The 22,824-nt window shown below is 72.8% G+C and carries 20 protein-coding genes; 13 read left to right on the top strand and 7 right to left on the bottom strand.

What is annotated here, in order from left to right:
• Nucleotides 1–250: 250 nt before the first annotated feature.
• From ACFE76_RS02425 to ACFE76_RS02385, 9 genes are all read left to right on the top strand, one after another.
• Complete coding sequence (locus tag ACFE76_RS02425; protein WP_375430132.1) at nucleotides 251–604, top strand: pilus assembly protein TadE; 354 nt, start codon at nucleotides 251–253, stop codon at nucleotides 602–604.
• Nucleotides 604–1,314 carry an SAF domain-containing protein gene (locus ACFE76_RS02420; RefSeq protein ID WP_375430131.1) on the top strand — a complete coding sequence of 237 codons (711 nt, stop codon included), beginning with the start codon at nucleotides 604–606 and terminating at the stop codon, nucleotides 1,312–1,314. Before ACFE76_RS02425 ends, ACFE76_RS02420 begins: the two co-directional genes overlap by 1 nt.
• Nucleotides 1,315–1,317: 3 nt before the next feature.
• Nucleotides 1,318–2,130 (top strand): hypothetical protein, encoded by an 813-nt coding sequence (locus tag ACFE76_RS02415; protein WP_375430130.1) that lies wholly within the window; start codon nucleotides 1,318–1,320, stop codon nucleotides 2,128–2,130.
• Nucleotide 2,131: 1 nt separating this feature from the next.
• The gene (locus ACFE76_RS02410) at nucleotides 2,132–3,640 is read left to right on the top strand and encodes a CpaF family protein (RefSeq protein ID WP_375430129.1); all 1,509 of its coding nucleotides are present in this window, start codon (nucleotides 2,132–2,134) and stop codon (nucleotides 3,638–3,640) included.
• A complete protein-coding gene (locus ACFE76_RS02405; protein WP_375430128.1) occupies nucleotides 3,637–4,512 on the top strand; it encodes a type II secretion system F family protein in 876 nt (291 codons plus the stop codon). Before ACFE76_RS02410 ends, ACFE76_RS02405 begins: the two co-directional genes overlap by 4 nt.
• Entirely contained in the window at nucleotides 4,509–5,402 is an 894-nt protein-coding gene (locus ACFE76_RS02400; RefSeq protein WP_375430127.1) for a hypothetical protein, read from the top strand. Before ACFE76_RS02405 ends, ACFE76_RS02400 begins: the two co-directional genes overlap by 4 nt.
• Before the next feature lie 172 nt (nucleotides 5,403–5,574).
• On the top strand, nucleotides 5,575–8,610 hold the full coding sequence (locus ACFE76_RS02395) for a LysM peptidoglycan-binding domain-containing protein (RefSeq protein WP_375430126.1): 3,036 nt from the start codon (nucleotides 5,575–5,577) through the stop codon (nucleotides 8,608–8,610).
• 556 nt (nucleotides 8,611–9,166) lie between these two features.
• Nucleotides 9,167–10,525 (top strand): replicative DNA helicase, encoded by a 1,359-nt coding sequence (gene dnaB / locus ACFE76_RS02390; RefSeq protein WP_375430144.1) that lies wholly within the window; start codon nucleotides 9,167–9,169, stop codon nucleotides 10,523–10,525.
• A gap of 3 nt (nucleotides 10,526–10,528) precedes the next feature.
• Nucleotides 10,529–11,092: a GNAT family N-acetyltransferase gene (locus ACFE76_RS02385; RefSeq protein WP_375430125.1), complete on the top strand. Its 564-nt coding sequence runs from the start codon at nucleotides 10,529–10,531 to the stop codon at nucleotides 11,090–11,092.
• Nucleotides 11,093–11,147: 55 nt separating this feature from the next.
• Here the strand turns inward: ACFE76_RS02385 and ACFE76_RS02380 are convergent, their stop codons facing one another.
• Nucleotides 11,148–12,689, bottom strand: a complete 1,542-nt coding sequence (locus ACFE76_RS02380) for a flavin-containing monooxygenase (RefSeq protein WP_375430124.1) — start codon at nucleotides 12,687–12,689, stop codon at nucleotides 11,148–11,150.
• Between the two features lie 271 nt (nucleotides 12,690–12,960).
• Here ACFE76_RS02380 and ACFE76_RS02375 point away from each other — a divergent pair, with 271 nt between their 5' ends.
• On the top strand, nucleotides 12,961–13,104 hold the full coding sequence (locus ACFE76_RS02375; RefSeq protein WP_375430123.1) for a hypothetical protein: 144 nt from the start codon (nucleotides 12,961–12,963) through the stop codon (nucleotides 13,102–13,104).
• 185 nt (nucleotides 13,105–13,289) lie between these two features.
• On the top strand, nucleotides 13,290–14,243 hold the full coding sequence (locus tag ACFE76_RS02370) for an endonuclease/exonuclease/phosphatase family protein (protein ID WP_375430143.1): 954 nt from the start codon (nucleotides 13,290–13,292) through the stop codon (nucleotides 14,241–14,243).
• On the opposite strand, the gene ACFE76_RS02365 is transcribed toward ACFE76_RS02370, so the two are convergent.
• The gene (locus tag ACFE76_RS02365) at nucleotides 14,194–15,513 is read right to left on the bottom strand and encodes an MFS transporter (protein ID WP_375430122.1); all 1,320 of its coding nucleotides are present in this window, start codon (nucleotides 15,511–15,513) and stop codon (nucleotides 14,194–14,196) included. The two genes, ACFE76_RS02370 and ACFE76_RS02365, sit on opposite strands and share 50 nt — an antisense overlap.
• A 172-nt stretch (nucleotides 15,514–15,685) precedes the next feature.
• Between ACFE76_RS02365 and ACFE76_RS02360 the strand changes: the two genes are divergently transcribed.
• The gene (locus tag ACFE76_RS02360; RefSeq protein WP_375430121.1) at nucleotides 15,686–16,810 is read left to right on the top strand and encodes a peptidoglycan-binding protein; all 1,125 of its coding nucleotides are present in this window, start codon (nucleotides 15,686–15,688) and stop codon (nucleotides 16,808–16,810) included.
• Nucleotides 16,811–16,868: 58 nt separating this feature from the next.
• On the top strand, nucleotides 16,869–18,227 hold the full coding sequence (locus tag ACFE76_RS02355; protein WP_375430120.1) for a DUF2786 domain-containing protein: 1,359 nt from the start codon (nucleotides 16,869–16,871) through the stop codon (nucleotides 18,225–18,227).
• A gap of 12 nt (nucleotides 18,228–18,239) precedes the next feature.
• Here ACFE76_RS02355 and ACFE76_RS02350 read toward each other — a convergent pair whose 3' ends face one another.
• Genes ACFE76_RS02350 through ACFE76_RS02330 form a run of 5 tightly spaced genes read right to left on the bottom strand, consistent with a single transcriptional unit; the run spans nucleotide 18,240 to nucleotide 22,730 of the window.
• A complete protein-coding gene (locus tag ACFE76_RS02350; protein WP_375430119.1) occupies nucleotides 18,240–18,938 on the bottom strand; it encodes a DUF429 domain-containing protein in 699 nt (232 codons plus the stop codon).
• A 4-nt stretch (nucleotides 18,939–18,942) separates the two neighbouring features.
• Nucleotides 18,943–19,707, bottom strand: a complete 765-nt coding sequence (gene map, locus ACFE76_RS02345; protein ID WP_375430118.1) for a type I methionyl aminopeptidase — start codon at nucleotides 19,705–19,707, stop codon at nucleotides 18,943–18,945.
• A gap of 49 nt (nucleotides 19,708–19,756) precedes the next feature.
• A complete protein-coding gene (locus ACFE76_RS02340; protein ID WP_375430117.1) occupies nucleotides 19,757–20,515 on the bottom strand; it encodes an exodeoxyribonuclease III in 759 nt (252 codons plus the stop codon).
• A gap of 35 nt (nucleotides 20,516–20,550) precedes the next feature.
• Complete coding sequence (locus tag ACFE76_RS02335) at nucleotides 20,551–22,371, bottom strand: putative bifunctional diguanylate cyclase/phosphodiesterase (RefSeq protein WP_375430116.1); 1,821 nt, start codon at nucleotides 22,369–22,371, stop codon at nucleotides 20,551–20,553.
• Entirely contained in the window at nucleotides 22,368–22,730 is a 363-nt protein-coding gene (locus ACFE76_RS02330; protein WP_375430115.1) for a hypothetical protein, read from the bottom strand. Before ACFE76_RS02330 ends, ACFE76_RS02335 begins: the two co-directional genes overlap by 4 nt.
• Between the last annotated feature and the right edge of the window lie 94 nt (nucleotides 22,731–22,824).

Raw genomic sequence — 22,824 nt, 5'->3', positions numbered from 1 at the left:
GCCGCCACCACCACCCCACCCCGTTCGACACCAGTCACCTAGGACGTGTCTCCCTATCCCTGGCCGGCTGCGCGACGACCACGAAGCGACTGGCTCCGTTGGCGTCGTCGTCGGCAGAACACCGCTACGACCTCCGTCGCCGCCTGGCCAGTCACTCCGTGGACGCCGCTCGCCATCGGCCACGGACAGGGAGACACGTGCTGGTCACTCCCGCGACGAACGCGGCCAGACGGTCAACCTCTTCGTCCTGATGATCCTGGGCGCGCTGTTCCTGGTCGCGGGCCTGGTGATCGACGGCGGTCAGAAGGTGACGGCCGCCAGTGTGGCCGAGTCGGCCGCGGCGGGGGCCAGCCGGGCCGCCGGCAACGCGGCTGCCACCCAGCAGCTCGGCGGGACCGACCCGGCCGCGGCCGCGGTCTTGGCGGCCCGGGCCTACCTCGCCGGGCAGCCGTCGGTCCGCGGGTCGGTCAGCGTCCGCGACGGCGTCGTGACGGTCAGCACGGCGTCGTCGGCCGACACCATCTTCCTCAGCGTCCTCGGGATCGACACGGTCACCGGGACCGGGTCCGCGCAGTCCGACATCGTCCCGACCGGAGGTGGGTGATGAGTCTCGACACCCGTCCCCGGACGCCGCGGCCCGGCCGGAGCCGACCCGCCGCACCGCCTCTGGCGAGCGGTGCGGTCGAGCCGCCGGCCAGTCCAGGGCTGCCTCAGCTGCCCGGTCGGCGCAACCCGCGGTGGATAGCGCTGGGGGTGGTGGCGCTCTGCCTCGGCGCCCTGCTGTCCTACGTCGTCTACACCCGGGTGGCCTCCGAGGCGACCGTGGTCGCCGTGGCGGAGACCGTCTACCGGGGTGAGGTGATCGAGGCGGGCGACCTGACCACGGTGCGGCTGCAGGGCGGCGTCCTGCCCGACGCCGTACCGGCGGCCGACCGCGACCGGCTGATCGGCCGGCGCGCGGTGTTCGACCTGCCGGCCGGCAGCGTCGTCGCGAGTGGGTCCGTCGCCGACACCGCTGTCCCGGCGGAGGGTCGCTCGGTGGTGGGTCTGCTGCTGCCTGCGGGCAACGCGCCGGCCGACCTGCTGCTGCCGGGGGCGCCGGTCCGGCTGGTCGCGCTGCCTCCGTCGGCGGCGACCGGAGCGCAGGAGAGGTTCGTCGGCACCAACTACCTGGCGCGCGTGGTCGACCAGTCGCCGGGCGCAGACGGTGTCTCGACGATGCTCGACGTCGACGTCCAGGCGGCGCAGGCTCCGGCCATCGCGCTGCTCGCCGCCCAGCAGCGGGTGGCGGTCGTCCGGGACGCGGGGCGGTGAGCGATGGCGATCATGTGCCTCACCTCCTGCAACGGCGCCCCCGGGGGCACGACGCTGGCTGTCGGGCTGGCCCTGAGCTGGCCGCGACCGGTTCTGCTGGTCGACGCTGACCCTGGCGCTCACCAGTCGGTCTTGGCGGGCTACCTGACGGGCCGCTCGGCCGGCGGCAAGGGCCTGCTCCGGGTGGCCGAGGCCCACCGTGACCGGCGGCCACTGCGCGAGGTGGTGGTCGACCAGTGCCTGTCCCTGGTGGCGGCCGACGGCGCCGGTCCCGAAGGCGGCGGAACGACCGGCGACCGTCGGCTCTTTCTGCCCGGCTTCACCAAGCCGACCAGCGCTGCCCACTTCGCCGGGGTCTGGGAGGAGCTCGCCGACACCTTCGAGCGGCTGGGCGACGTGGACGTCGACGTCATCGTCGACCTCGGCCGGATCGGTCCGCTCGGTCTGCCCGCACCACTGCTCGAGCGCAGCGCGCTGACCGCCGTGGTGCTGCGCTCCGACCTGCGGTCGGTGATGTCGGCCCGTGTCCACCTGCCGACCGTCGTCGACCCCCGGGTCTCGACCGGACCGCGCGGCCGGACGGGTCTGGTGCTCGTCGACCCGGGACGGCCCTACCCGGCGAGCGAGATCGGCAAGGCGCTCGGGCTACCCGTGCTCGCGCAGGTCGCGCACGACCCGGTCGCCGCGGCCCACTTCTCCGACGGCGCGACGCAGCACCGTCGGTTCGAGGCGTCACCGCTGCTGCGGAGCATCCGTAACGCCGCGTCCACCTTCGCCGACGCGTTGCAGCGATCGACCGCGCTGGTGAGGAGCTGAGGTGGACGACACTGCAGTCGCGCCGGCCGGCCTCGACCAGATCCCGGTGCTCGCCGACTACGACCGCGCGGGCTCGTCGAGCGACGCCGCACCGAGCCTCACCGTCACTGCCGTTCCCGCCAGCGCCGCCGCACGATGGCGGGCCCGGCGACCCGGCGCCGGGTTGGACTGGGGACAGGTGGCCGAGCTGCGCCGCCGGGCTTCGGAGCTGATCACCGAGGAGAGCGCGGTCGCCCAGCAGAGGACCGGTCGGCCGATGAGTGGCGACGACCGGGTCCTGATGGGGCGGTCGATGATCCGCCGGGTGGTCAGCGACCACATCCGGGCGCTGCACCGCGACGGCGCCGAGCTGTGGTCGCCCGAGGCGGAGCAGACCTATGTCGCCGCCGTCGAGGACTCGGTGTTCGGGTACGGACGGCTGCAACCGCTGCTGGAGATGCCGGCGGTGGAGAACATCGAGATCCACGGCTGGGACTCGGTCTACGTGCAGTACGGCGACGGTCGCCGCGAGCAGATGCCGCCGGTCGCGGACAGCGACGACGAGCTCGTCGAGGCCATCCGGTTCCTGGGCCAGAACAGCCAGCCGGCCCGGCCGTTCGACGACACCCACCCCTCGATGACGCTGGCGCTGGGAGAGCGGTTCCGGCTGCACGCGATCGGCTTCGGGCTGTCCTACCGGCCCAGCGTGGTCATCCGCCAGCACACCCTGACCGACGTCTCGCTCGCCGACCTCGCCGCCGGCGGCCTGATGCCGGTCGAGGTGGCTGAGTTCCTGGACGCCGCGGTCCTGGCGCGGCGGTCGATGGTGATCTCCGGCGACCAGGGCGCCGGCAAGACCACGCTGCTGCGGGCGCTCATCCAGGCGATCCCGGCCGCGGAGCGCTTCGGCACCCTGGAGACCGACTACGAGCTGATGACCCACCTGCAGCCCGGCCGAGAGAACATCCTGGCCCTGCAGGCTCGGACGGGCCACGGCGAGACCTCCGGCGGCACCCGGGTCGGTGAGGTCACCATCGCCGACCTGATGCCGGAGGCGTTGCGGCAGAACCTCTCGCGGCTGGTCGTGGGCGAGGTGCGGGGCGGGGAGGCCGCCGCCATGTTCGAGGCGATGCAGGCGGGCACGGGCACCCTGTCCACCACCCACTCGCACTCGGCCGAGTCCACCATCGACCGGTTGGCGTCCCGGGTGGCGCAGGGTGGCGTGCTGACCATCGACGAGGCGTACCGTCAGATCGCCCACAACATCCACCTGCTCGTCTACGTCCGTCTCCTCGACGAGACGTGGAAGGGCGGCGTCCGGCGCCGCTTCGTCTCCGAGATCCGCCAGGTCCTCCGGGCCACGGAGAACGGCCGCCCGGTCACGCACCTGACCTACTCGGCCACCGGGACCGCCACCCAGCCGGCCGGCTTCTACCCCGACGCGACGTTCGCCCGCGAGCTCGAGCCGTTCTCCCGGCCCCTGCCGACGACGGCCTCCCGGCCCGGGTCCGTACGCAGGGGGCACCCGTGAGCACGCTGGCCGTAGCGGCGGGGCTGCTGTTCGTGGCGGGGGTCTGGGCGGTGGTGGCCGGGCTGCAACGCCGAGAGCCGCCGCAGCGGGCCCGGCCGCCGGTCGCCCCCTTCGCGGAGCGGTGGGCTCGGCTCACCCGCCGACCGGCCGGACGGCGGGGACGACGCCGCGACCTGCTCCTCGGGGGCAGCGTCCTGGCCGGGCTGGCCGTCGCTGCTGCCAGCGGTTGGGTGGTCGCCATCGGCGTGGTGCCGGCGCTCGTGCTCGGGCTGCCGTACCTGTTGAGTGCTCAGCAGCCACGCGACATCGCCCTGCTCGAAGCGTTGGACCGCTGGGTTCGCGGGTTGAGCGCCACCCTGGCCACGGGCCGCTCGGTGACCGACGCACTCCGGGTCTCCCGCCGTACGGTGCCGCCGCTGCTCGCGGACGAGGTGGGATTGCTCGTCGCCCGGCTGGACAACCGCTGGGAGACCCGCGAGGCGTTGCTGCGGATGGCCGACGAGCTCGACTCCCCGGACGCCGATGCCGTCCTGGCCGCCCTGATGCTCGCGGCGAGCCGCGGCGCCAACGGGGCCTCGGTCACCATGGAAGCCCTGGCCGACTCGATCCAGGCTTCGCTGCGTGGACGACGGGCCATCGAGGTCGAGCGCTCGAAGCCGTACGTGGTGGTCCGTCAGGTCACCGTCATCTCGCTGCTGACGCTCGCCGCCGCGTTCGCGGTGTCCCCGCGGTTCTTCTCGCCCTACCGCACACCGACGGGCCAGCTGGTGCTGTCGGTCCTGGTGGCGGCGTACGTCGGCTCGCTGCTGCTGATGCGCCGCAAGGCTCAGCAGCGCGAACGGCCCCGGCTGCTGATCGGCTCGTCCCGGTGACGTTCGCCTTGGTCCTCGCCGCCGGCACGTTCATGGCGGCCGGGATGGTCGCCCTGCTGGTGGCCCTCCTCCCGGCGGCCCCGGACCTTCAGGCGGCCCTCGCCCGGGCGAGCGGCGGCGACACGCTCGACCAACGCCGCCGCGACGTCGGACCGCTGACCAGCCGGTCGGAGCGGCTCGGCGCCGAGCTCTACACCCGCAGCCCGTTCCCGCTGTCAGAGCAGCAACGTCGGGCACTGCAGCTCCAGGACAAACCGATCGCGGAGTTCTACGCCGACAAGGCGGTGATGGCGATCATCGGCGCTTTGCTGCCGGCCGTCCTGGGCGCCGCGCTCGGGCTGCTCACCGGCTCGGTCAGCGCCCTGCCCGCAGTGTTCGCCCTGCTGGGTGCGGTGCTCGGCTTTTTCGTCCCCGACCTGCTGCTGCGCCGCGGCGCAGCGGTGGCCCGGGCTGGGGCTGCGGAGGCGCTGCTGCTCTATCTCGAGCTCGTCACCCTGGAACGGTTGAGCAACGCCTCGGCGCCACAGGCGCTGGCCAACGCCGCCGCGCTGAGCGAGACCCCACTGTTCGTGCAGATCCGCTCCGCCCTCGAACGGGCCCGGCTCGAGCAGCAGGCCCCGTACGCCGAGCTGCGGCGGTTGGCCGTGTCGCTGAACCTGCCCGAGCTGAGCGACGTCGCGGACGTGATGCAGCTGGACGAGTCCGGCGCTGCGCTGTCGGGAACGCTGCGGGCCCGGGTCCGCGAGCTCCGCGACGCGCACCTGACCGCAGAGCAGATCAAGGCGACGGCCGAGGCCGAGGGGATGACCATCTACATGACGCTGCCCGCCCTCATCTTCGGTCTGATCTTCCTCGTCGCCGCCCTGCTGAAGATCTTCCTCCCCTCATGACGACCTCGACAGCGACGGACAACACCTCCTCCAGACGGACAACACCTAGCCGTTCCCTTCGGCGGTCCCAGTCGGCCAGGCTGGGACGAACGCCCGGTCCTGGGCGCTGTCTGGTCGCGACCGAGTCGCGGGCCCGGCCCCGCGGGGTCGCTGAGTGAGCAGGGGGAGGCCCGTGTCGCGGTGGTGGCGCAGTCTCGGCGCTCTGATGGTCCTGGGGACGGCACTCGTTGGTGTGCCGGCGGCCCTGGTCCGGCTCGGCGGGCCGCTGCTGCCGGCCGACCTGCGCTGGAGCTCGGTGCTGCGTGCGCTGACCATCCCCGACGACGGGTCGATCGTGCTCGGCCTGATCACCCTCGTCGGTTGGCTCGGCTGGGCCGTCTTCACCCTGTCGGTCCTGACCGAGCTGGTCGCCGTCCTGTCCAGGTCCCGGATCCGCATCCGGCTGCCCGGTCTCGGCGGTCCGCAGCGGGTTGCGGCCGGCCTGATCTTCGCCGTGCTCGCGCTCTCGGCGGCCCCGGCTGTCCCCGCCGTCGTGCCGCTGACCGTGGCTGCCCAGGCGGCGCCTGTCGAGGCCGGCCGACCGTCCCCCGTCGCCGTCCCTGGCCAGCCGGCCGCCCGGCACGAGGCGGTCGCGACGTCGACCTCGTCCACCGCCGACCCGGGGCCGACCCGGACCCACGTCGTGACCGCAGGTGACGACCTCTGGAGCCTGGCCGAGCGGTACTACGACGACGGCCGCGAGTGGCGGGCCATCGCGCGGGCCAACCCCAACCTGCTGACGGGCGGACCCGACCGGCTGACGGTGGGCTGGCGGCTCGCCATCCCCGGCGGTCAGCCGGACGCGGAGGCGACCGGCAGCCGCACCGTGACGGTCCGGCGCGGTGAGACCCTCTCCGACCTCGCCGACCGCGAGCTCGGCTCCCCGGCCCGCTGGCCTGAGATCTTCCACGCCAACCGCGCCCAGCTGGACGACCCCGACGAGCTCGAGGTGGGGATGCAGCTCGTCCTCCCTGCGGCCGCCGCCCGGGCGGCCGACCCGACATCGAGCGCGCCGCCGGCCCGCGCAGACCCGCTGCCCACCCGACCGGACCGCGCCCCGGCGAACTCGTCGGCGAAAGTCCCGGCCGAGGCGTCGGGACCGAGCCGGCCTCCCACCCCGAGCCCAGCCGCCACTCCGGAGCCGAGCGCGTCCTCGGCCGCGACGAGCGAACCGGCCCCCGCCCGGTCGACCGAGGTCGAGACCGCGGTCGACGACCGCACCACCATCGCCGACGCCGCCTTGCCCCTCGCCGCGGTGGGCGGTCTGCTGGCGGCCGGGCTGGTCGCCGGGCTGGTCCGCCGTCGACAGCTGCAGCTGCAGCTGCGGCCGGTCGGCCGACGGATCGTGCATCCGCCGCCAGCGACCCGTCCGGTCGAGCTGGCGCTGGGCCGGCGGCAGCGTCCGCTCAGCCTACGGACCCTCGACCAGGCGCTGCGGGCCGTCGGTGCCCACTGTCGGGCGGCGGGGTCGTCGCTGCCGGCACTGGACGTCGTGCTGGTGGGGGAGGACCAGATCGAGCTGGTCCTGGCCGAGGTTGCCGGGCCGGCACCGCTACCCTTCCGCGTCGAAGGTCGGTCCTGGGTGCTCGACGCCGCCGACGCCGACTACCTCCGCTCGGTCCCCGGCGCCGACGAGGCGCTGCGCCCGTGGCCCGCGCTGGTGACCCTCGGTCGCGACGAGCGGAACCGACAGGTGCTCGTCGACCTCGAGGCCTTTGGCCTCCTCGGCCTCGAGGGTGGCGACGAGGTGACCGGAGGAGTGCTCGCCGCCCTGGCCGTCGAGCTGTCGTTCTCGCCCTGGGCCGAGGAGCTGGCGCTGACCCTGGTGGGGGTGGTGGACCGACTGCCGGACGCGCTCGGCACCCACACCGTGCGCCACGAGCCCGACGTCGAAGGACTCCTCGCCCGGCTGCAGCGCCGCGCGGCCGAACAGCGTCGGCACCAGCCGTACCCGGTCCTCGGTCAGCACCGGCTCGACCCGGATCTCGCCGACCCGTGGGCGCCCGAGATCGTCCTGGTCGGTGTCGAGCTGACGCCGGACCAGCAGCAACGGCTGCACGCGGTCGTCGGTGCCGAGCCGCGGGTGCCGGTGGCGGCCGTCGTCGCCGGCTCCGGTACTGCCGGCTCCGGGACTGCAGCGTCCTGGTCGCTGCGCTGGGACGCCGCCGGAGCGGCCGTGCTCGAGCCGGTTGGCCTGGCGCTGGTGCCGTCGCGGCTGGCGGCGCAGGAGCAGCAGGCCGTGCTGCAGCTCGTGGAGGAGACGGGCCGGACCGACACCACCCCGGCGCCATGGTGGGCGGGTGAGGTGGTCGAGCCCGAGCCGCCACCCGACAACGTGACGTACCTGGGCAGGAGGTTCGGCGGGTGGGCGACAGACGGCGAGGAGGGGGGCGAGGTGGCGACAGCGACAGCGGGACCGGTCGGCGTTGCCGGTACCGCCGACCACCCCACCTTGCTGCTACTCGGTCCGGTCGAGCTGCTGGGGGCGCGAGGCGTCCTGCCGGCCCGGGCGGGCCGGCAGTGCCTGGAGTACTGCGCCTGGCTGTTGGAGCACCCGGGCCGTAGCGCGCAGTCGATGGCGGCAGCCCTCGCGGTCGCCGAGGGCACTCGGCGCTCGAACATGAGCCGGCTCCGCAGCTGGCTGGGCGAGAGCGAGGACGCCCAGGCGTACCTGCCGGACGCCTACACGGGCCGGATCGCCCTTCATCCCGCGGTCAGCTCGGACTGGCAGCGGCTGCAGATCCTCACTGCTACGGGGGTCAACCGCTCCAGCCCCCAGGCGCTGCGGGCGGCGCTGCAGCTGGTCCGGGGAGCGCCGCTGGCCGACGCCGCCCCGGGGCAGTGGTTCTGGGCCGAGGAGCTGCGGACCGACATGATCTCCTGCGTCCGTGACGTCGGGGTGGAGCTGACCCGGCGGGCGCTCGAGGACGGCGACCTCGACCTCGCGCGTTGGGCCGCAGCCCGGGCGCTGGTCGCCGCTCCCGGCGACGAGCAGCTGCTGGCGGCCCGGATCCGGACCGAGCACCGGGCCGGCAACCCGGCCGAGACCGAGCGGCTGACCCTGCAGCTGGCGGCCCAGGCCCGCCGGCTCGGCGTTGACCTGGACGAGCAGACCGTCGTCCTGCTCCAGCAGGTGATGGAGGGCCGGGTCCGCGCCCGGATGGCCTGAGCGGAGACAGAGTGGGCCGGCGCTGCGCCCCCGCGACGGGCGTCCCGAACTAGCGTCTGGTCAGGCGTTCCGGTCCTGCTCCTGGCCCGGGTGGTTGTCCACAGCCAGTGTTCACAACTGTGGACATAGCGGCCCTCACCCGGCCTGTCAAGCGATGGCCAACCGGACCGCATCGGCCGAAAAAAGTCGGATACTAGTTTTCTCCACCGAACCGACCGAACGTTCGCCCTGGTCAGAGGCCTGTTGTTGGCCTCCGGTCGGATCTGTCCCCAGCTCGTACCCACGATCTGCACAGGCTGGGCGCGTGTCCCCCACAGATACTCCTCGGTTGTGCACAACCCCTGTGGATGACGCGCTGGGCGCGCCTCGCTGAGCGGCGTACGGTGACGGAGGATCTCGCCGGGGGGCCGGTTCCGCACCGAAGTGTCAGTGGTGCAACTTAACGTTCGAGACGTGGCGCAGGGGATGCCTACGTCAGGTTCGGGCGACCCCCGGTGGGCGCCGGGGCGGGGTCGTCCCAGGGGAGAAGGGGAAACGCGTGAGCCTTGCTGAGGTCATGACGCCGTACCGTGACGAGGCGCCGCGGGGGTCCGCTCCGGCGGTCGACCGGGTGCCGCCGCAGGACATGGACGCCGAGCAGTGCGTCCTGGGCGCGATGCTGATGAGCAAGGACGCCATCGCCGACGTCGTCGAGGTGCTGCGCGGCCACGACTTCTATCGGCCTGCGCACGAGCAGGTGTACGACGCGGTCCTCGACCTGTACGGCCGCGGTGAGCCCGCGGACGCGATCACCGTCGCCGCCGAGCTGGGCAAGCGCGGCGAGCTGGTGCGGCTCGGCGGCGCGCCCTACCTGCACACCCTGCTGTCGGCCGTCCCCGTCGCGGCGAACGCCGGCTACTACGCCGAGATCGTCCGGGAGAAGGCGATCCTGCGCCGGCTGGTCGACGCCTCCATCCGGATCGGGCAGCTCTCCTACGCCGGTGAGGGCGACGTCGACGTGATCGTCGACCGCGCCCAGGCTGAGGTGTACGCCGTCACCGACCGCAACGCGACCCAGGACTACAAGCCGCTGTCGGAGCTGATGCAGCCGACCCTCGACGAGATGGAAGCCATCTCCTCCCGCGGCGGCAACCTCGGCGGCGTCCCGACGGGCTTCGCCGAGCTCGACGACCTGACCAACGGTTTACACCCCGGCCAGATGGTGATCATTGCCGCCAGACCTGGAATGGGGAAGTCCACGATGGCTTTGGACCTAGCCCGGTCGGCGTCGATCAAGCACGGCCTGACCTCGGTCATCTTCAGTCTCGAGATGAGCCAGATCGAGATCACCATGCGGCTGCTGAGCGCGGAGGCGTCCATCCCGCTGTCCCACATCCGGGGCGGCCGGATGAGCGACGACGACTGGAGCCGGGTGGCCACCAAGATGGGCCAGGTCTCCGAGGCGCCGATGTTCATCGACGACAGTCCCAACCTGACCATGGTGGAGATCCGGGCGAAGGCGCGTCGGCTCAAGCAGCGGCACGACCTCAAGCTGGTGGTCATCGACTACATCCAGCTGATGACCTCCGGCAAGAAGGTCGAGTCCCGCCAGCTCGAGGTGAGTGAGTTCTCCCGGCAGCTCAAGCTGCTGGCCAAGGAGCTCGAGGTGCCCGTCGTCGCCCTCTCCCAGCTCAACCGTGGCCCCGAGCAGCGCACCGACAAGAAGCCGATGCTCTCCGACCTCCGCGAGTCGGGCTCGCTGGAGCAGGACGCCGACATGGTGGTGCTGCTGAACCGGCCCGACATCCACGACAAGGAGTCCGACCGCGCCGGCGAGGCTGACATCGACGTGGCCAAGCACCGCAACGGGCCGACCAAGACGATCGTGGTCGCCTTCCAGGGCCACTACTCCCGCTTCACCGACATGCAGCACTGACCCGTGGCCTCCGACGGAGGCGCGGGGTGGGCCGTGCTGCGACCGTGGCGGGCGGACGACGCGGCAGATCTGCGAGCCGCGTTCGTCGGGGCTGACGACCTGGTCCGGCAGTTCGGCGGCCTTGACCTCGCTGACCCCGCGGTCTGCAACCAGTTCATCGCCGAGCAGCTGCTGGGGCGCGACGTCTCGGCCCGGCAGTTCGCCATCGCCGTCGAGGACAAGGCGGTGGGGAACGTCGCGGTCACCAACATCGAGCACCGGCACGCCACCGCCTGGGTGTCCTACTGGTTGGCCGTCGACGCCCGCGGTCACGGCTGGGCAGCTCGGGCGGTCGCGACCGCCGCGGCGTGGGCCTACGCCGACCGGCAGCTCGTCCGGCTGGAGCTCGGTCACCGCACGGACAACCCGGCATCTTGCGCGGTCGCCCGGCGCGCCGGCTTCGCCGCCGAGGGGATCGAGCGCTCCAAGCTGGCCTACGGGGACCTGCGCTTCGACGTCGAGACCCACGCCCGGCTCCGTGACGATCCTGACCCGGAGCTGGAGCTGCTTCCGGTCCTCTCCAGCTGATCCTTGCAAGATCGTGAAGACTTTCGCCGGGTAGTCGCGGCTCAAGTCTGCTCAATCAGCTCGGGGTCCGCGTCACGAGGAGCGGCGGACCAGCCGGGTCAGCAGCCGAACGTGTCCGACCGGCGCGGCTCGGGCGAGCAGGTCCAGCACCATGGCGGTGCGGCACCAGGTGCATGTCCTGGCCGAGGTCGGCCCGCCGCATCCCGATCAGGTCGCGCAGGTAGTTCTGTGGCATCAGCCACGGCCCGGCCGACCCCTGTACCGGCAGGTGGGGCAGCGCCCGTCGGACGTAGCCGGAGCTGAGCGGCATCAGCGGCTGCTCGACCAGGTCGGGCGGCCGGACCGGATAGCCGTAGCCAAGGCCGTGGCGCGTGAGGTGCCGCAGGAAGCGGCAGACGTAGCGGCTGGCGATGTCGGCCCGCAGCGACCAGGACGCGTTGATGTAGCCGATGGCCACGGCGAAGTTCGGCACCCCGTCCAGCATCAGCCCGCGGTAGAGCGCGTGCTCGGCCAGCACCACCGGCTTGCCGTCCACGTCGAGCGCCATCCCGCCGAGCAGCCGCATCCGCAGGCCGGTGGCGGTCACGATCACGTCGGCCGGCAGCACCCGGCCGGAGGTGAGCCGGACACCCTCGGGCACGAACCGCTCGATCGTGTCCGTCACCACCGAGGCGTCGCCGCGGGTGATGGCGCGCATCAGGTCGCCGTCGGGGATGACGCAGAGCCGCTGGTCCCACGGGTCGTAGGAGGGCGTGAAGTGCTCGGCGGTGAACTGCTCGCCCATCCGGCCGGCGATCCGGCCGCGCAGGAACGAGCGGGCCAGCGCCGGTCGGCGGCGGCTGAGAGCATAGAAGGCCTGGCTGACCGCCAGGTTGCGGGTGCGGATCAGGTGGTGGGCCAGTCCGGCGGGTAGCCGACGGCGTAGCCGGTTGGCGAACGGGTCGGAGCGACTCTGGGCGGTGACCCAGGTGGGCGAGCGCTGCAGCATGGTGACGCGGGCGGCGGTGCCGGCCAGCGCGGGTACCAGCGTCACCGCCGTGGCGCCGGAGCCGATCACCACGACCCGTTGCCCGGTGACGTCGAGGTCGGCCGGCCAGGACTGCGGGTGCACGACCGGACCGCCGAAGTCCTGCTGGCCCGGGAAGGAAGGGGTGTGGCCGCCGGCGTGGTCGTAGTAGCCGGCGCACGCGTACAGGAATGCGCAGCTCCACGTCTGGACCCCGGCGGCCGACGCGGTCCGGACCGTCCACCGCGCCTCGGCCGACGACCACGAAGCCGAGACGACGCGGGTGCCGAAGTGGATCCGCCGGTCGATCCCGTTCTCGGCCGCCACCTGCTCGACGTAGCGCCGGATGTCCTCGCCGTCGGCGAGGGACTGGTCGCCGTCCCAGGGCCGGAAGGGGTAGCAGAAGGTGAAGATGTCGGAGTCGGACCGGACGCCCGGAAAGCGGAACAAGTCCCAGGTGCCGCCGATCGCGTCCCGGGCTTCGACCACGGCGTACGTGTGGTCGGGACACTCGGTCTGCAGCCGGAACGCCGCCCCGATGCCCGAGACGCCTGCCCCGACCACCAGGACGTCGACGACGTGGTCAGCCATGAGCCCAGTCTGCTCCGCCGGTCCGACGCTGGACCCAGGTCAGTCGGCGGCCGCGCTGGGGGCGGGAGAACGCGTGGAGGTCGCGGGACTCCTCAGAAGATTTTCGGGTGGTGCTCCTGCTCCTCGCGTGCGTCGACGACAACCTCGGGATCCCCCCGGTTCTTCCCCGACAAGTGCAGCGGTGAGCCCCGAGCAGCCACGCTCGCGAGGCATGACCGGCTAGATTCGTGGCTCACACGGGCGCACCGGCGGCTGTGCGAAGGAGGACGACATGGGTTTGGTTCGAGGGCTCGTCAAGGGCGCCGTGGTGGCGAAGGTGATCCAGGTGGCGCAGCGCGAGCTGTCCAAGCCGGAGAACCAGCGCAAGATCAAGGACGGGCTGTCCAAGCTGGCCGGCTCCCGCAAGAAGCACTGACCCCTCAGCGCAGGCTGAGCACGTTCAACCGTCGAGGCCGGGCTCGGGCGGGACCTCGCGTGGTCCCCCCGACGCGGCCTCGGTCGCGTCCCGCCGGTCGCACGGCCTGGAGCTCTCGCACCAGGGTCCTCGACGTCCTGACTGCGGTGGGCCTGGCCGCGATGGCGATGGCCGCCGTGAACCGCATGGCGGGGTGGGAGCGGCATCCCTGGCTGATCGGCGCCCAGGGGGTCAGCCGCCTGCTGCTGCTACCGGCCCACCCGCTGCTCGTCCTCAATCTGCGCCGCCACCGTCCCCGCGCTGCCGGCGCGGCTGCGCTGCTCGCCGTGGCGCAGCTGGTGCTGGCGGGCAGTGGCCGGTCCCGGCGCCGGGCCGATCCGGTACCGCCGGGTGCCACCGACGTGCGCGTGGTGACGGCCAACCTGTGGCTGCACAACCCCGACATCACCGCTGCCGGCGCTGAGCTGCTCGCCGACGCGCCGGATCTCGTCGTCCTCCAGGAGCTCACCCCGCAACTTCTCGAGGGACTGCGGCGCAGCGGCCTGCTCGCGGCGCTGCCCCACCACGTGCTCGACCCGCTGCCGGACCACCAGGGTTCCGCGGTCCTCTCCCGGTGGCCGCTCACCGACACCGTGGTGCTGGACGTCGACGGCAGTCCGATGGCCGCGGCAACGGTACAGACACCAGCCGGCCCGCTGCTGGTGGTCGCGGTCCATCTGCTCAACCCTGCGGCTCCCGACGCCAGGCGCCGCTGGCAGCGGCAGCACCGCTCGCTTCGGCTGCTCGTGGCGGATGCCGCGCTCCCGGTGGTGCTGGCCGGAGACTTCAACGCGAGCGCCGACCACGTCAGCTTTCGCCGGCTCCTGTCCGGGGACGTTCGGGACGCCATGACGGTCGCTGCCCGAGGCGCCGGTGCGACCTGGCCCGTCTGGTCCGGTCCGGTGCCCCCGCTGATGCGGCTCGACCATGTCCTGGTCCCGGCCGCGGTGGGGGTGCGGGCTGCCCGCTCCGAGGTGACGACGGGCAGTGACCACCGCCGGCTGGTCGTCGATCTCGCGCTCGCGCCAGGGGGTCATGGTCGGGCTACCACTACCGATCCGACGGAGCGGCCGCCACGGGCTCGGCGGTCCGGACGGTGAGGTCGACAGGGGTACGTCCGGCATCGCGGTGCTCAGGGCTGTTCCCCACCCCGGAGTTGTCGGCGGCCGTGGCGCGGCGCCGGTCCTCGTGGGCGAAGCTGGCCACCGCCAGGGCCAGCCCCAGGACGCCCAGCCCGACGCCGACCCAGCTGGGCGCCAGGTAGCCGTAGCCCGCCGCGATCACCGCACCGCCGAGGGCAGCGCCGAGACTGTTGGCCACGTTCAGCGCGGAGTGCACGAGTGCGGCTCCGAGCAGCTGGGCCTCGCCGGAGACCACGATCAGCCGGGCCTGGACGCCGGGGATGAGCACCATGTTGCCCGTCCCGACCGCGAACGTGCAGGCGAAGACCCCGACCGGGGAGCCGCCGAACAGGGCCATGGCGACCATCGCGGCCAAGAAGACCGGGTAGCCGAGCAGGATCGTCCGGCGCAGGTTGCGGTCCGCAGCCCAACCGCCGAGCAGGTTGCCGCCCACCATGCCGAGCCCGAAGACCGCCAGCACCCAGGGCACGGCGGAAACCGGCAGCCGGGCCTCGACCACGACCACCTGGGCGATGTAGGTGTAGACGGCGAAGAAGCCGCCGAAGCCGATCGCGCCGACGCCCATCATCAGCCACAGCTGCGGCAGCCGGAAGACCCGCAGCTCGCCCCGGATGGAGGCCCCGGCCGGCGCAGGCTGGCGCGGTACGGCCAACGTGATCGCGACCAGCGTCAGCACGAACAGTCCCGCCACCACCAGGTAGGCCGCCCGCCAGCCGGCCAGCTGACCGATCCGGGTGATCACCGGGACACCGACGACGTTGGCCAGGGTCAGCCCGCTGAGCACGAAGGCGATTCCCTTGCCCTGGTGACCGGGACCCATCAGCCGGCCGGCGACCAGGGCGGCCGTACCGAAGTAGGCACCGTGCGGAAGGGCGGCGACGAAGCGCGCCAGCAGCACCAGGCCGAAGCTCGGCAGCACGGCCGAGGCGACTGTCCCCCCGGCCAGGACGGCCATCAACAGCAGCAGCAACGTCTTGCGCGGCAGTCGTACCGACAGCACGGCGAACACCGGCGCCCCGACCACCACCCCGAGCGCGTACGCGCTGATCAGCCAGCCGGCGTGGGCCACTGCCCCGGCTGGGTCGCGTTCGGACAGCCCGGGTAGCAGGTCGCGCGCGAGGTCGGGCAGCAGACCCATGGCCACGAACTCGGTTGCGCCGATACCGAAGCCACCGAGCGCGAGGGCCAGCAGGGCGAGCCGGCGGCGGGCAGGGGAGAGAGCAGTCATGGTGACCTTCGGATCAGGCGGAAACGGCCTTGGCAGTACCGACGAACAGGTCAGCGGTGACGTACCAAGGTTAGTGGTTCGGCGGCGGTCCGCGATGCACGCCCGGGTCACCGCTACCCTGAGGTGACCGAGGCTGTCGGACCACCGGCGGCGTACCTCAGAGGGGCCGGCCATGGCTGTCCGACCGACGACGTCCTACGCCGCGACCGCGGCGCTGATCACCGTGCTGTTGACGGCCGGCTGCGCGTTGCCGGTGGCGAGCGGTCAGGACCCGCTGCCCTCCGCCGCCGCCACGTCGGTCCCGGCACCCAGCAGCTCCACGTCGACGACCACCGCCACACCGACCACCGCCACACCGACGCCCAGCACGCCGAAGGCGACGCCGAAACCGAAGTCGACCCCCGCGGAGCCGGCCGCCCTGCTGTCCAAGGGTGACTCCGGCCCCAAGGTGCGCGAGCTGCAGCACCGGCTGCGCCAGCTCGAGTGGTTCGCGGGCAGCATCACCGGCCGTTACCGGACCAGCACGGTCAAGGCGGTCAAGGGTTTCCAGGACAAGCGCGAGCTCGACACCACCGGCGCGGTCGACAAGGCCACGTGGGCGTCGCTGGTCTCGCGGACCCGCAAGCCGACCGACGACGAGCTGCACAACCGGCTGACGCCGGGCCGGGCGCTGATGCGTCAGGGCACCACGGGCAACCGGGTCCGCGAGCTGCAGGCCCGGCTGAAGCAGATCGGGTGGTTCTCGGGGTCGGTGACCGGCACGTACGGGTCGGTCACGGTCGCCGGGGTCCGCGGCTTCCAAGGCAAGCGCGCCATTCCCGTCACCGGCGAGGTCGACCAGCGCACCTGGGACCGGCTCACCGCGATGACCCGGGAGCCCACCTCCGACGCGCTGCACAACCGGACGCCCAAGCCCTCAGCCAGCGGCCTGGACTCCCGCTGCCTCACCGGCCGGGCGCTGTGCGTCAGCAAGAGCTCGAACACCCTGACCTGGGTCATCGACGGGCAGCCGCAGCTGCGGACCGACGTCCGCTTCGGCTCCGCCGAGCTGCCCACCCGTGAGGGGGCGTTCGCGGTGGGCTGGAAGTCCCGGGACCACGTGTCGACGATCTACCACACCCCGATGCCGTACGCGATGTTCTTCAGCGGCGGCCAGGCGGTGCACTACTCGCCCGACTTCGCTGCCCGCGGCTACAACGGCGCCTCCCATGGCTGTGTCAACGTCCGCAGCATGTCCGCGATCCAGACCTTGTTCGCCCAGGTCCGGGTCGGCGACAAGGTGATCGTCTACCGCTGAGCAGGGCCCGGGGTCGGGCTTGGCAAAAGTGTCAGACCTCTCTGGCACTCTTTCGAGGGTGAGCAGGAACAACCAACAGCGCCGGGCCGCGAAGGCCAAGGACCGTCGTCGCCGCGCCCGTACCGCCCCCGGCAGCGGGGCCGAGCACGGACCTGCGTTCCCCGGGGAGCCGTCGTTCACGGAGCAGGCCGCGGAGCAGCGGCATCGAGACGCCGCGATCGAGCTGCTGGGGCTGATGGAGAACGTGGTCCGCACCGTGTCCGCGGCCGCCGTTCCCCGGGTCCTGGCGTTACGCCTGGCCGCGGTCGAGCCCGAGGTGCTAGCCGAGGCCGATTGGCTCCTCACCGGTCAGCTGGTGTCCCGGCTCGCCGTCGCCTGGGAGCAGGGGTGGCGGCCGCACGACCTGCGCCACGCCGCCTCGCGCAAGGGCACCCGGATGGAGGCGTTGGCGGCATCGCTGATCGTCGCGCAGGCCGCGATGATCGATGCTGACCACCGGGCGCCGCAGGTCTGGCGTCAGCAGCTGGCGTTGGTGGCGGAACGGGCCCTGCCGGCGGCCGCCGGGGCGGACTGGCGGGCGGTCGAGGTGTTGCGGGCCCACGGGGCGGCGACCGCTGACGCCTGGGCGGAGGCGCTGGGCCTGCGCACGCTGATGGCGGAGCTGCCGCCGCTCGCGTCGCTGCTGCCGCCGCCCTCGGCGTGGGGTCAGGCCGCCCGCACCGAGACCCGGGCCAACGGCTCCGACCGCGACCGGTTGCTGACCCGGATCAGGGCGCTGTTGGCCAAGGCAGAGGCCACCGACCATCCGGCCGAGGCGGAGACCTTCACTGCGAAAGCGCAGGAGCTGATGACCCGGCATGCGGTGGACGAAGCGTTGCTGCACGCCCACTCTGAGGACCAGATCCCGGTGAGCAGCTTGCGGGTGCACCTGCAGAGTCCGTACGCCGCGACCAAGGCGATGTTGCTCAGCGCCGTCGCCCACGCCAACCGGTCCCGGGCGATCTATCTCGAACGCTACGACATCGCGTCGGTGGTGGGCACCCCCACCGACCTCGAGCAGATCGAGATGCTGTTCACCTCGCTGCTCATCCAGGCCACGCGGGCGATGGCCGCCGCCGGGCGGGACCGCGCGGGATCGTTCGACCGCTCGACGGTCTTCCGCCGGTCGTTCCTCAGCGCGTACGCCCACCGGATCGGCCAACGGCTCACCGAGGCCGACCAGGCCGCCGCCGCCAGCTATGGCGCCACCCTGGTCCCGGTCCTGCAACGCCAAGCCACCGCGGTCGAGTCGGAGTTCGAGCGTCAGTTTCCGCACACCCGGTCCCTCCAGACCGGCCGGCTCGACGCTCGGGGCTGGCAGGCGGGCCTCGAGGCGGCCGAGCAGGCGGTGTTCGTCTCGGGCCGACTGCCGGGCTGATGCCAGCAACGCTCACACCCAGATGGCGGCGGCGATGCCGTCCGGCATCAGCTCGGGCGGGTCGGGCAGCGGGTGGGCCGCCCCGACAGCCCAGCGGCGCATCGTCCAGGCGGCCGCTGCGGCGTCGAGCACGTCGTCGACCCCCGCGCGGCCGGGGTCGGGACCGAGGTCGCCGTCCAGCACGATCCCCTCCGAGGCCAGCCGGCGTCGCCGCTCGACAGCACCGGCCCAGGTCTTCTTGCCGTGCTGCAGCGGGCCGCCCGGGGTGGAGGCAAAGCTGAGCTCGGGATGCACCTCGAGCACCGGCAGTCCGGCGGTCCGCACCCAGCCGTCGACCTCCCGGATCTTGGCGGCCAGGCCGTACGCCTGCCGGGACAAGCCCTGGCCCGTCCCGGCCCGGTGCGCCTGCTGGGCGGCGGCGTAGTCGTCGGCCTCGACCGCCGCTCGGACCGGCGTCAGGAAGATCGACGAACGCCGGGCGCCCAGCGCGACGCGCGCGGCGAGGTCGGCCGCCCGGGGACCGCGGTCGGCCAACCCGATCGGGATGTCCACCCCGACCGTGGCCACCGACCCGTCCGCGGCGACCCGGTCGAGCAGCCCGGCCAGCGTCCGTGCCGTGTAGACGCGTGTCCGGTCCGCGTCCGGGACCACGCCCACCCAGCCGTTCGGGCAGCCGTCGACGCCGAGAACCCTGCCCGACCCGGCGGTCACGGGGTCAGCGGGCGGTCAGGACGAGCGGACCGTCGGGAGTGATGGCGATGGTGTGCTCGGAGTGCGCGCCGCGGGAACCGTCGCGGCTGCGCAGCGTCCAGCCGTCGGGGTCGGTATAGATCTTGTCGGTCGACTCGCAGAACCAGGGTTCGATGGCGATGACCAGCCCGGGACGCAGCGGCAGCCCGCGACCCCGGCGGCCGTCGTTGGGGACGTGCGGGTCGCCGTGCATCGTCCGGCCGACGCCATGACCGCCGAAGTCGGTGTTGATCTTGTACCCGGCCTTGCTGGCCACCCGGGCGATCGCGTACGAGATGTCGCCGATCTTGTTGCCCGCCTGGGCTGCCTCGATACCCGCGACCAGCGCCTGCTCGGTGGTGGTGATCAGCTCGAGGTCCTCACTCCGGGGCGTCCCCACCGCCACGGTGAGCGCGGAGTCGGAGACCCAGCCGTCGACCGAGGCCGCGAAGTCCACGCTCAGCACGTCGCCGTCGACCAGGGTGTAGTCGTGCGGCAGCCCGTGCAGCACGGCGTCGTTGACCGAGGTGCAGAGAACCTTGCCGAAGGGGCTGGCGCCGAACGAGGGGTGGTAGTCGATGTAGCAGGACACCGCCCCGCGGTCGCGGATCATCTGGTGGGCCAGGGCGTCGAGCTCGAGCAGGTTGACCCCGACCGCCGCCGCGTCCTGCAACGCGTCCAACACGTCAGCGACGAAGCGGCCGGCCGGTCGCATCTGGTCGATCTCGGCAGGGGTGCGGTACTCGATCACGCCGACCAGTCTGCCGCACGGCCGAAGCCGGTTCCCGCACGGCGACCGCTCAGTCCGGGAGGGTGCAGTCCACCAGGACGGGAGCGTGGTCGGAGGGCAGCTTGCCCTTCCGCGCGTCACGGTCGACCCAGGCGTCCTCGACCAGCACCGACGAGCTGGCCAGCACGTAGTCGATCCGCATCCCCTGGTCCTGGTGGAACCGACCCGCCCGGTAGTCCCAGTAGGTGTACGGCCGGTCGTTCTTCCCCGGCCGTGCGACCACGTCCGTCAGGCCCCACCCGACCAGCTCCTCCATCGCCGAGCGCTCCGCCGGGGTGACGTGCGTGGAGCCCGAGAACAGCGCCGGGTCCCAGACGTCGGCGTCGGTCCGGGCGACGTTGAAGTCGCCCATCACCACCTGCGGCGCCGTCGCCGGCAGCGCGTCGAGGGAGTCCCGCAGGGCGGCGAACCACTCCAGCTTGTACGGGTACTGCGGGTCGTCGACCGCGCGACCGTTAGGCACGTAGACGCTCCTCACCCGCAGCCCGGCGCAGTCCGCGGCGGCGTAGCGGGGCTCGCTCATCCCCGGCAGGCCCGTCGCCACCGGCGTGAGCCCGACCTTGGACAGGATGGCGACGCCGTTCCACCGGCCGTCACCGACGTGCATCGCCTCGTACCCGGCGGCCTCGATCTCGGCCCACGGGAAGGTGGCGTCGGAGCACTTCGTCTCCTGCAGCGCCGCCACGTCCGGCGCTCGGGTCGCCAACCAGTCCAGCAGCCGGGGCAGCCGCGCCCCGATCGAGTTGACGTTCCAGGTCGCGATCCGCATCGGGCCATCCTTCCAGCCCGGCGGACGAACGCTGCTCAGGCCACCGTGAGGTCGAGCTCGGCGGCTGGCCGCGGCCGCGCGTACAGGTAGCCCTGGGCGTGGGTGGCGCCGAGCCGGCGGAGCACGGTCGCCTGCGCCTCGCGCTCGACGCCTTCAACGATCACTTGGAGGTCGAGGTCGTGGCCCATGGTGACCAGTGCCCGTAGGAAGCGTTGCGTCCGGGGGTTGGTGTCGACGTCGGAGGTGAAGCCGCGGTCGATCTTGACCGAGTCGAGCGGGATGGAGCGCAGGTGCAGCAGCGAGGAGTAGCCGGTGCCGAAGTCGTCGAGGGACAGGCTGAAGCCCAGGTCGTGCAGCTCGTCGGCGACCGCGCGGGCGGTGCCGAGGTCGTGCAGCAGCGCGTCCTCGGTGATCTCCAGCGTCAGCTGGCGCGGATGCAGGCCGGCCCGCTGGACCTGGCCGGCGATCCGGGCGGGAAAGGTCGGGTCGGTCAGCAGCCCGGGCGGCACGTTGACCGCGACCCGCAGCCGCTGGTGGCCGGGCAACCCGCTCCAGCGCCGCAGGTCGGTGCAGGCCCGGTCGACCATCAGGTCGGTCAGCCCGGTCAGCAGCCGGCTGCGGGCGGCGAGCGGGATGAACGTGTCGGGGCTGATCGGGACGCCCTCGTGGGTCCAGCGGGCGAGGCACTCCAGGTCGACCACCGTACCGGTGTCGAGTGCGACGATGGGCTGGTAGACAGACGTGATGAGGCCGCCGGCGATGGCCGCCCGCAGCGGCTCGCGCAGCTCGAGGTCGCGGGCCTCCGGCAGCTGCATGGCCGGCTCGTACACCGTCGCCCGCGCCTTGCCCTCCCGTTTGGCGGTGTAGAGCGCTACGTCGGCGTGGGTCAGCAGGGCTGAGGCCGTGGGAGAGCCGGCGTCGGCGTCGACGTCGGCGATCCCGACACTGACCCCGACGGAGACGGTCCGACCACCGATCGAGAACGGGTCGACCAGGGCACCGAGCACCCGCTCGGCCACCGTCGCCGCCGCGCTCGCGTGGTCATCACCTCCTGTGTTCTCGAGCAGGATCGCGAACTCGTCGCCGCCGAGCCGGGCGAGGGTGTCCCCGGCCCGGACGGCGCCGCGGAGGCGCTCGGCGAGCCGGACCAGCAGCTCGTCCCCGCCCGGGTGGCCGAAGGCGTCGTTGATGGCCTTGAAGTCGTCGACGTCGAGGGTGAGCACCGCGAGCGGCCGCAGGTCGCGGCGGTGCAGGGTGAGGGCGTGGCTCAGCCGGTCGTTGAACAGCGCCCGGTTCGGCAGCCCGGTCAGCTCGTCGTGGAACGCCCGCCAGCGCAGCGTCGCCTCCCGCTCCTCCGCCTCAGCCTGCAGCCGCTCACCGGCCAGGATCTGGCCCAGCAGGCTGGCGAGCAGCTGCAGCAGCGGCGCGTGCTGGTCGAGCGACCCCGCCGGTTGGGCCTGCGGGTCGGTCCCGCAGAGGGTGCCGAACACCCGGCCGTCGCTGGCTCGGATCGGGACGCCGACGTAGCTGCCGATGTCGAGGTGGTCGGCCGCCCGGATCGCCGCGTACTGGGGGACGGCCGCGACGTCCGCCGCGATCTGCGGGGCCACGCCGGAGACCATGTGCTGGCAGAACGAGTGCGACCAGGCGCTGAAGTCCCCGACGCTGACCCGTCCGGTCACGTCGCGGACGTGCAGGTACACCTGGCGGTCCTGCTCGGCGTCGTACTGGCTGACGGTCCAGAAGTTGAACGGCAGGATCGTCCGCAGGTGGTCGAGCACGTGCTGGGCCGCCTCGTCGAAGGACATCAGCGGACTGACGGCCGGTGGGTCGGCCGTCAGCGGCGCCGAGCTCACGACCCGAGCTCGGCGGCGGGCATCGGCCGGCCGGAGAGGTAGCCCGGTCCGTGGGTGACGCCGGCGCTCGCGTGCTGCGGGACGGCCATCGCGTCCGGCGCGATCTGGGGGCCGTCCTCGACCACCATGAACCGGCAGAACGAGGCCGACCAGGCGTGGGAGTCGCCCTGTTCCCGCCCGTACACCTCGTCGCGCAGATGGGCGTAGACCTGGCGGTCACGCTCGACGTGGGAGCAGGCCACCGACCAGAAGCCGAGGGTGATGAGCGCCCGGCGGGGCTCCAGCACCCGTTCCGAGGCTTCCACGAAGGACATCGACGGCGTCAGCGGTGGCAGGACAGCCATCGGCTGAGCACTCATGGGGCTCCGTTCGTCGACGGACCCGGACCTCCCGGGAACGTGCTCGACCACGTGACCGCTCGGCGAGCCCTGTCACCCCCCGGGGGTGTGCTCG

It is taken from the genome of uncultured Friedmanniella sp. (assembly GCF_964244005.1).
GTDB lineage: Bacteria > Actinomycetota > Actinomycetes > Propionibacteriales > Propionibacteriaceae > Microlunatus.
This window is presented reverse-complemented; position numbering and strand designations above follow the sequence as displayed.

Bases quoted from the DNA above. Each gene is read 5' to 3' on its own strand.
- ACFE76_RS02425 (WP_375430132.1), top strand. From the start codon at position 251: ATGATCCTGGGCGCGCTGTTCCTGGTCGCGGGCCTGGTGATCGACGGC.
- ACFE76_RS02420 (WP_375430131.1), top strand. From the start codon at position 604: ATGAGTCTCGACACCCGTCCCCGGACGCCGCGGCCCGGCCGGAGCCGA.
- ACFE76_RS02415 (WP_375430130.1), top strand. From the start codon at position 1,318: ATGGCGATCATGTGCCTCACCTCCTGCAACGGCGCCCCCGGGGGCACG.
- dnaB (WP_375430144.1), top strand. From the start codon at position 9,167: ATGACGCCGTACCGTGACGAGGCGCCGCGGGGGTCCGCTCCGGCGGTC.
- ACFE76_RS02380 (WP_375430124.1), bottom strand. From the start codon at position 12,689: ATGGCTGACCACGTCGTCGACGTCCTGGTGGTCGGGGCAGGCGTCTCG.
- ACFE76_RS02375 (WP_375430123.1), top strand. From the start codon at position 12,961: ATGGGTTTGGTTCGAGGGCTCGTCAAGGGCGCCGTGGTGGCGAAGGTG.
- ACFE76_RS02370 (WP_375430143.1), top strand. From the start codon at position 13,290: ATGGCGGGGTGGGAGCGGCATCCCTGGCTGATCGGCGCCCAGGGGGTC.
- ACFE76_RS02365 (WP_375430122.1), bottom strand. From the start codon at position 15,513: ATGACTGCTCTCTCCCCTGCCCGCCGCCGGCTCGCCCTGCTGGCCCTC.
- ACFE76_RS02360 (WP_375430121.1), top strand. From the start codon at position 15,686: ATGGCTGTCCGACCGACGACGTCCTACGCCGCGACCGCGGCGCTGATC.
- ACFE76_RS02340 (WP_375430117.1), bottom strand. From the start codon at position 20,515: ATGCGGATCGCGACCTGGAACGTCAACTCGATCGGGGCGCGGCTGCCC.
- ACFE76_RS02330 (WP_375430115.1), bottom strand. From the start codon at position 22,730: ATGAGTGCTCAGCCGATGGCTGTCCTGCCACCGCTGACGCCGTCGATG.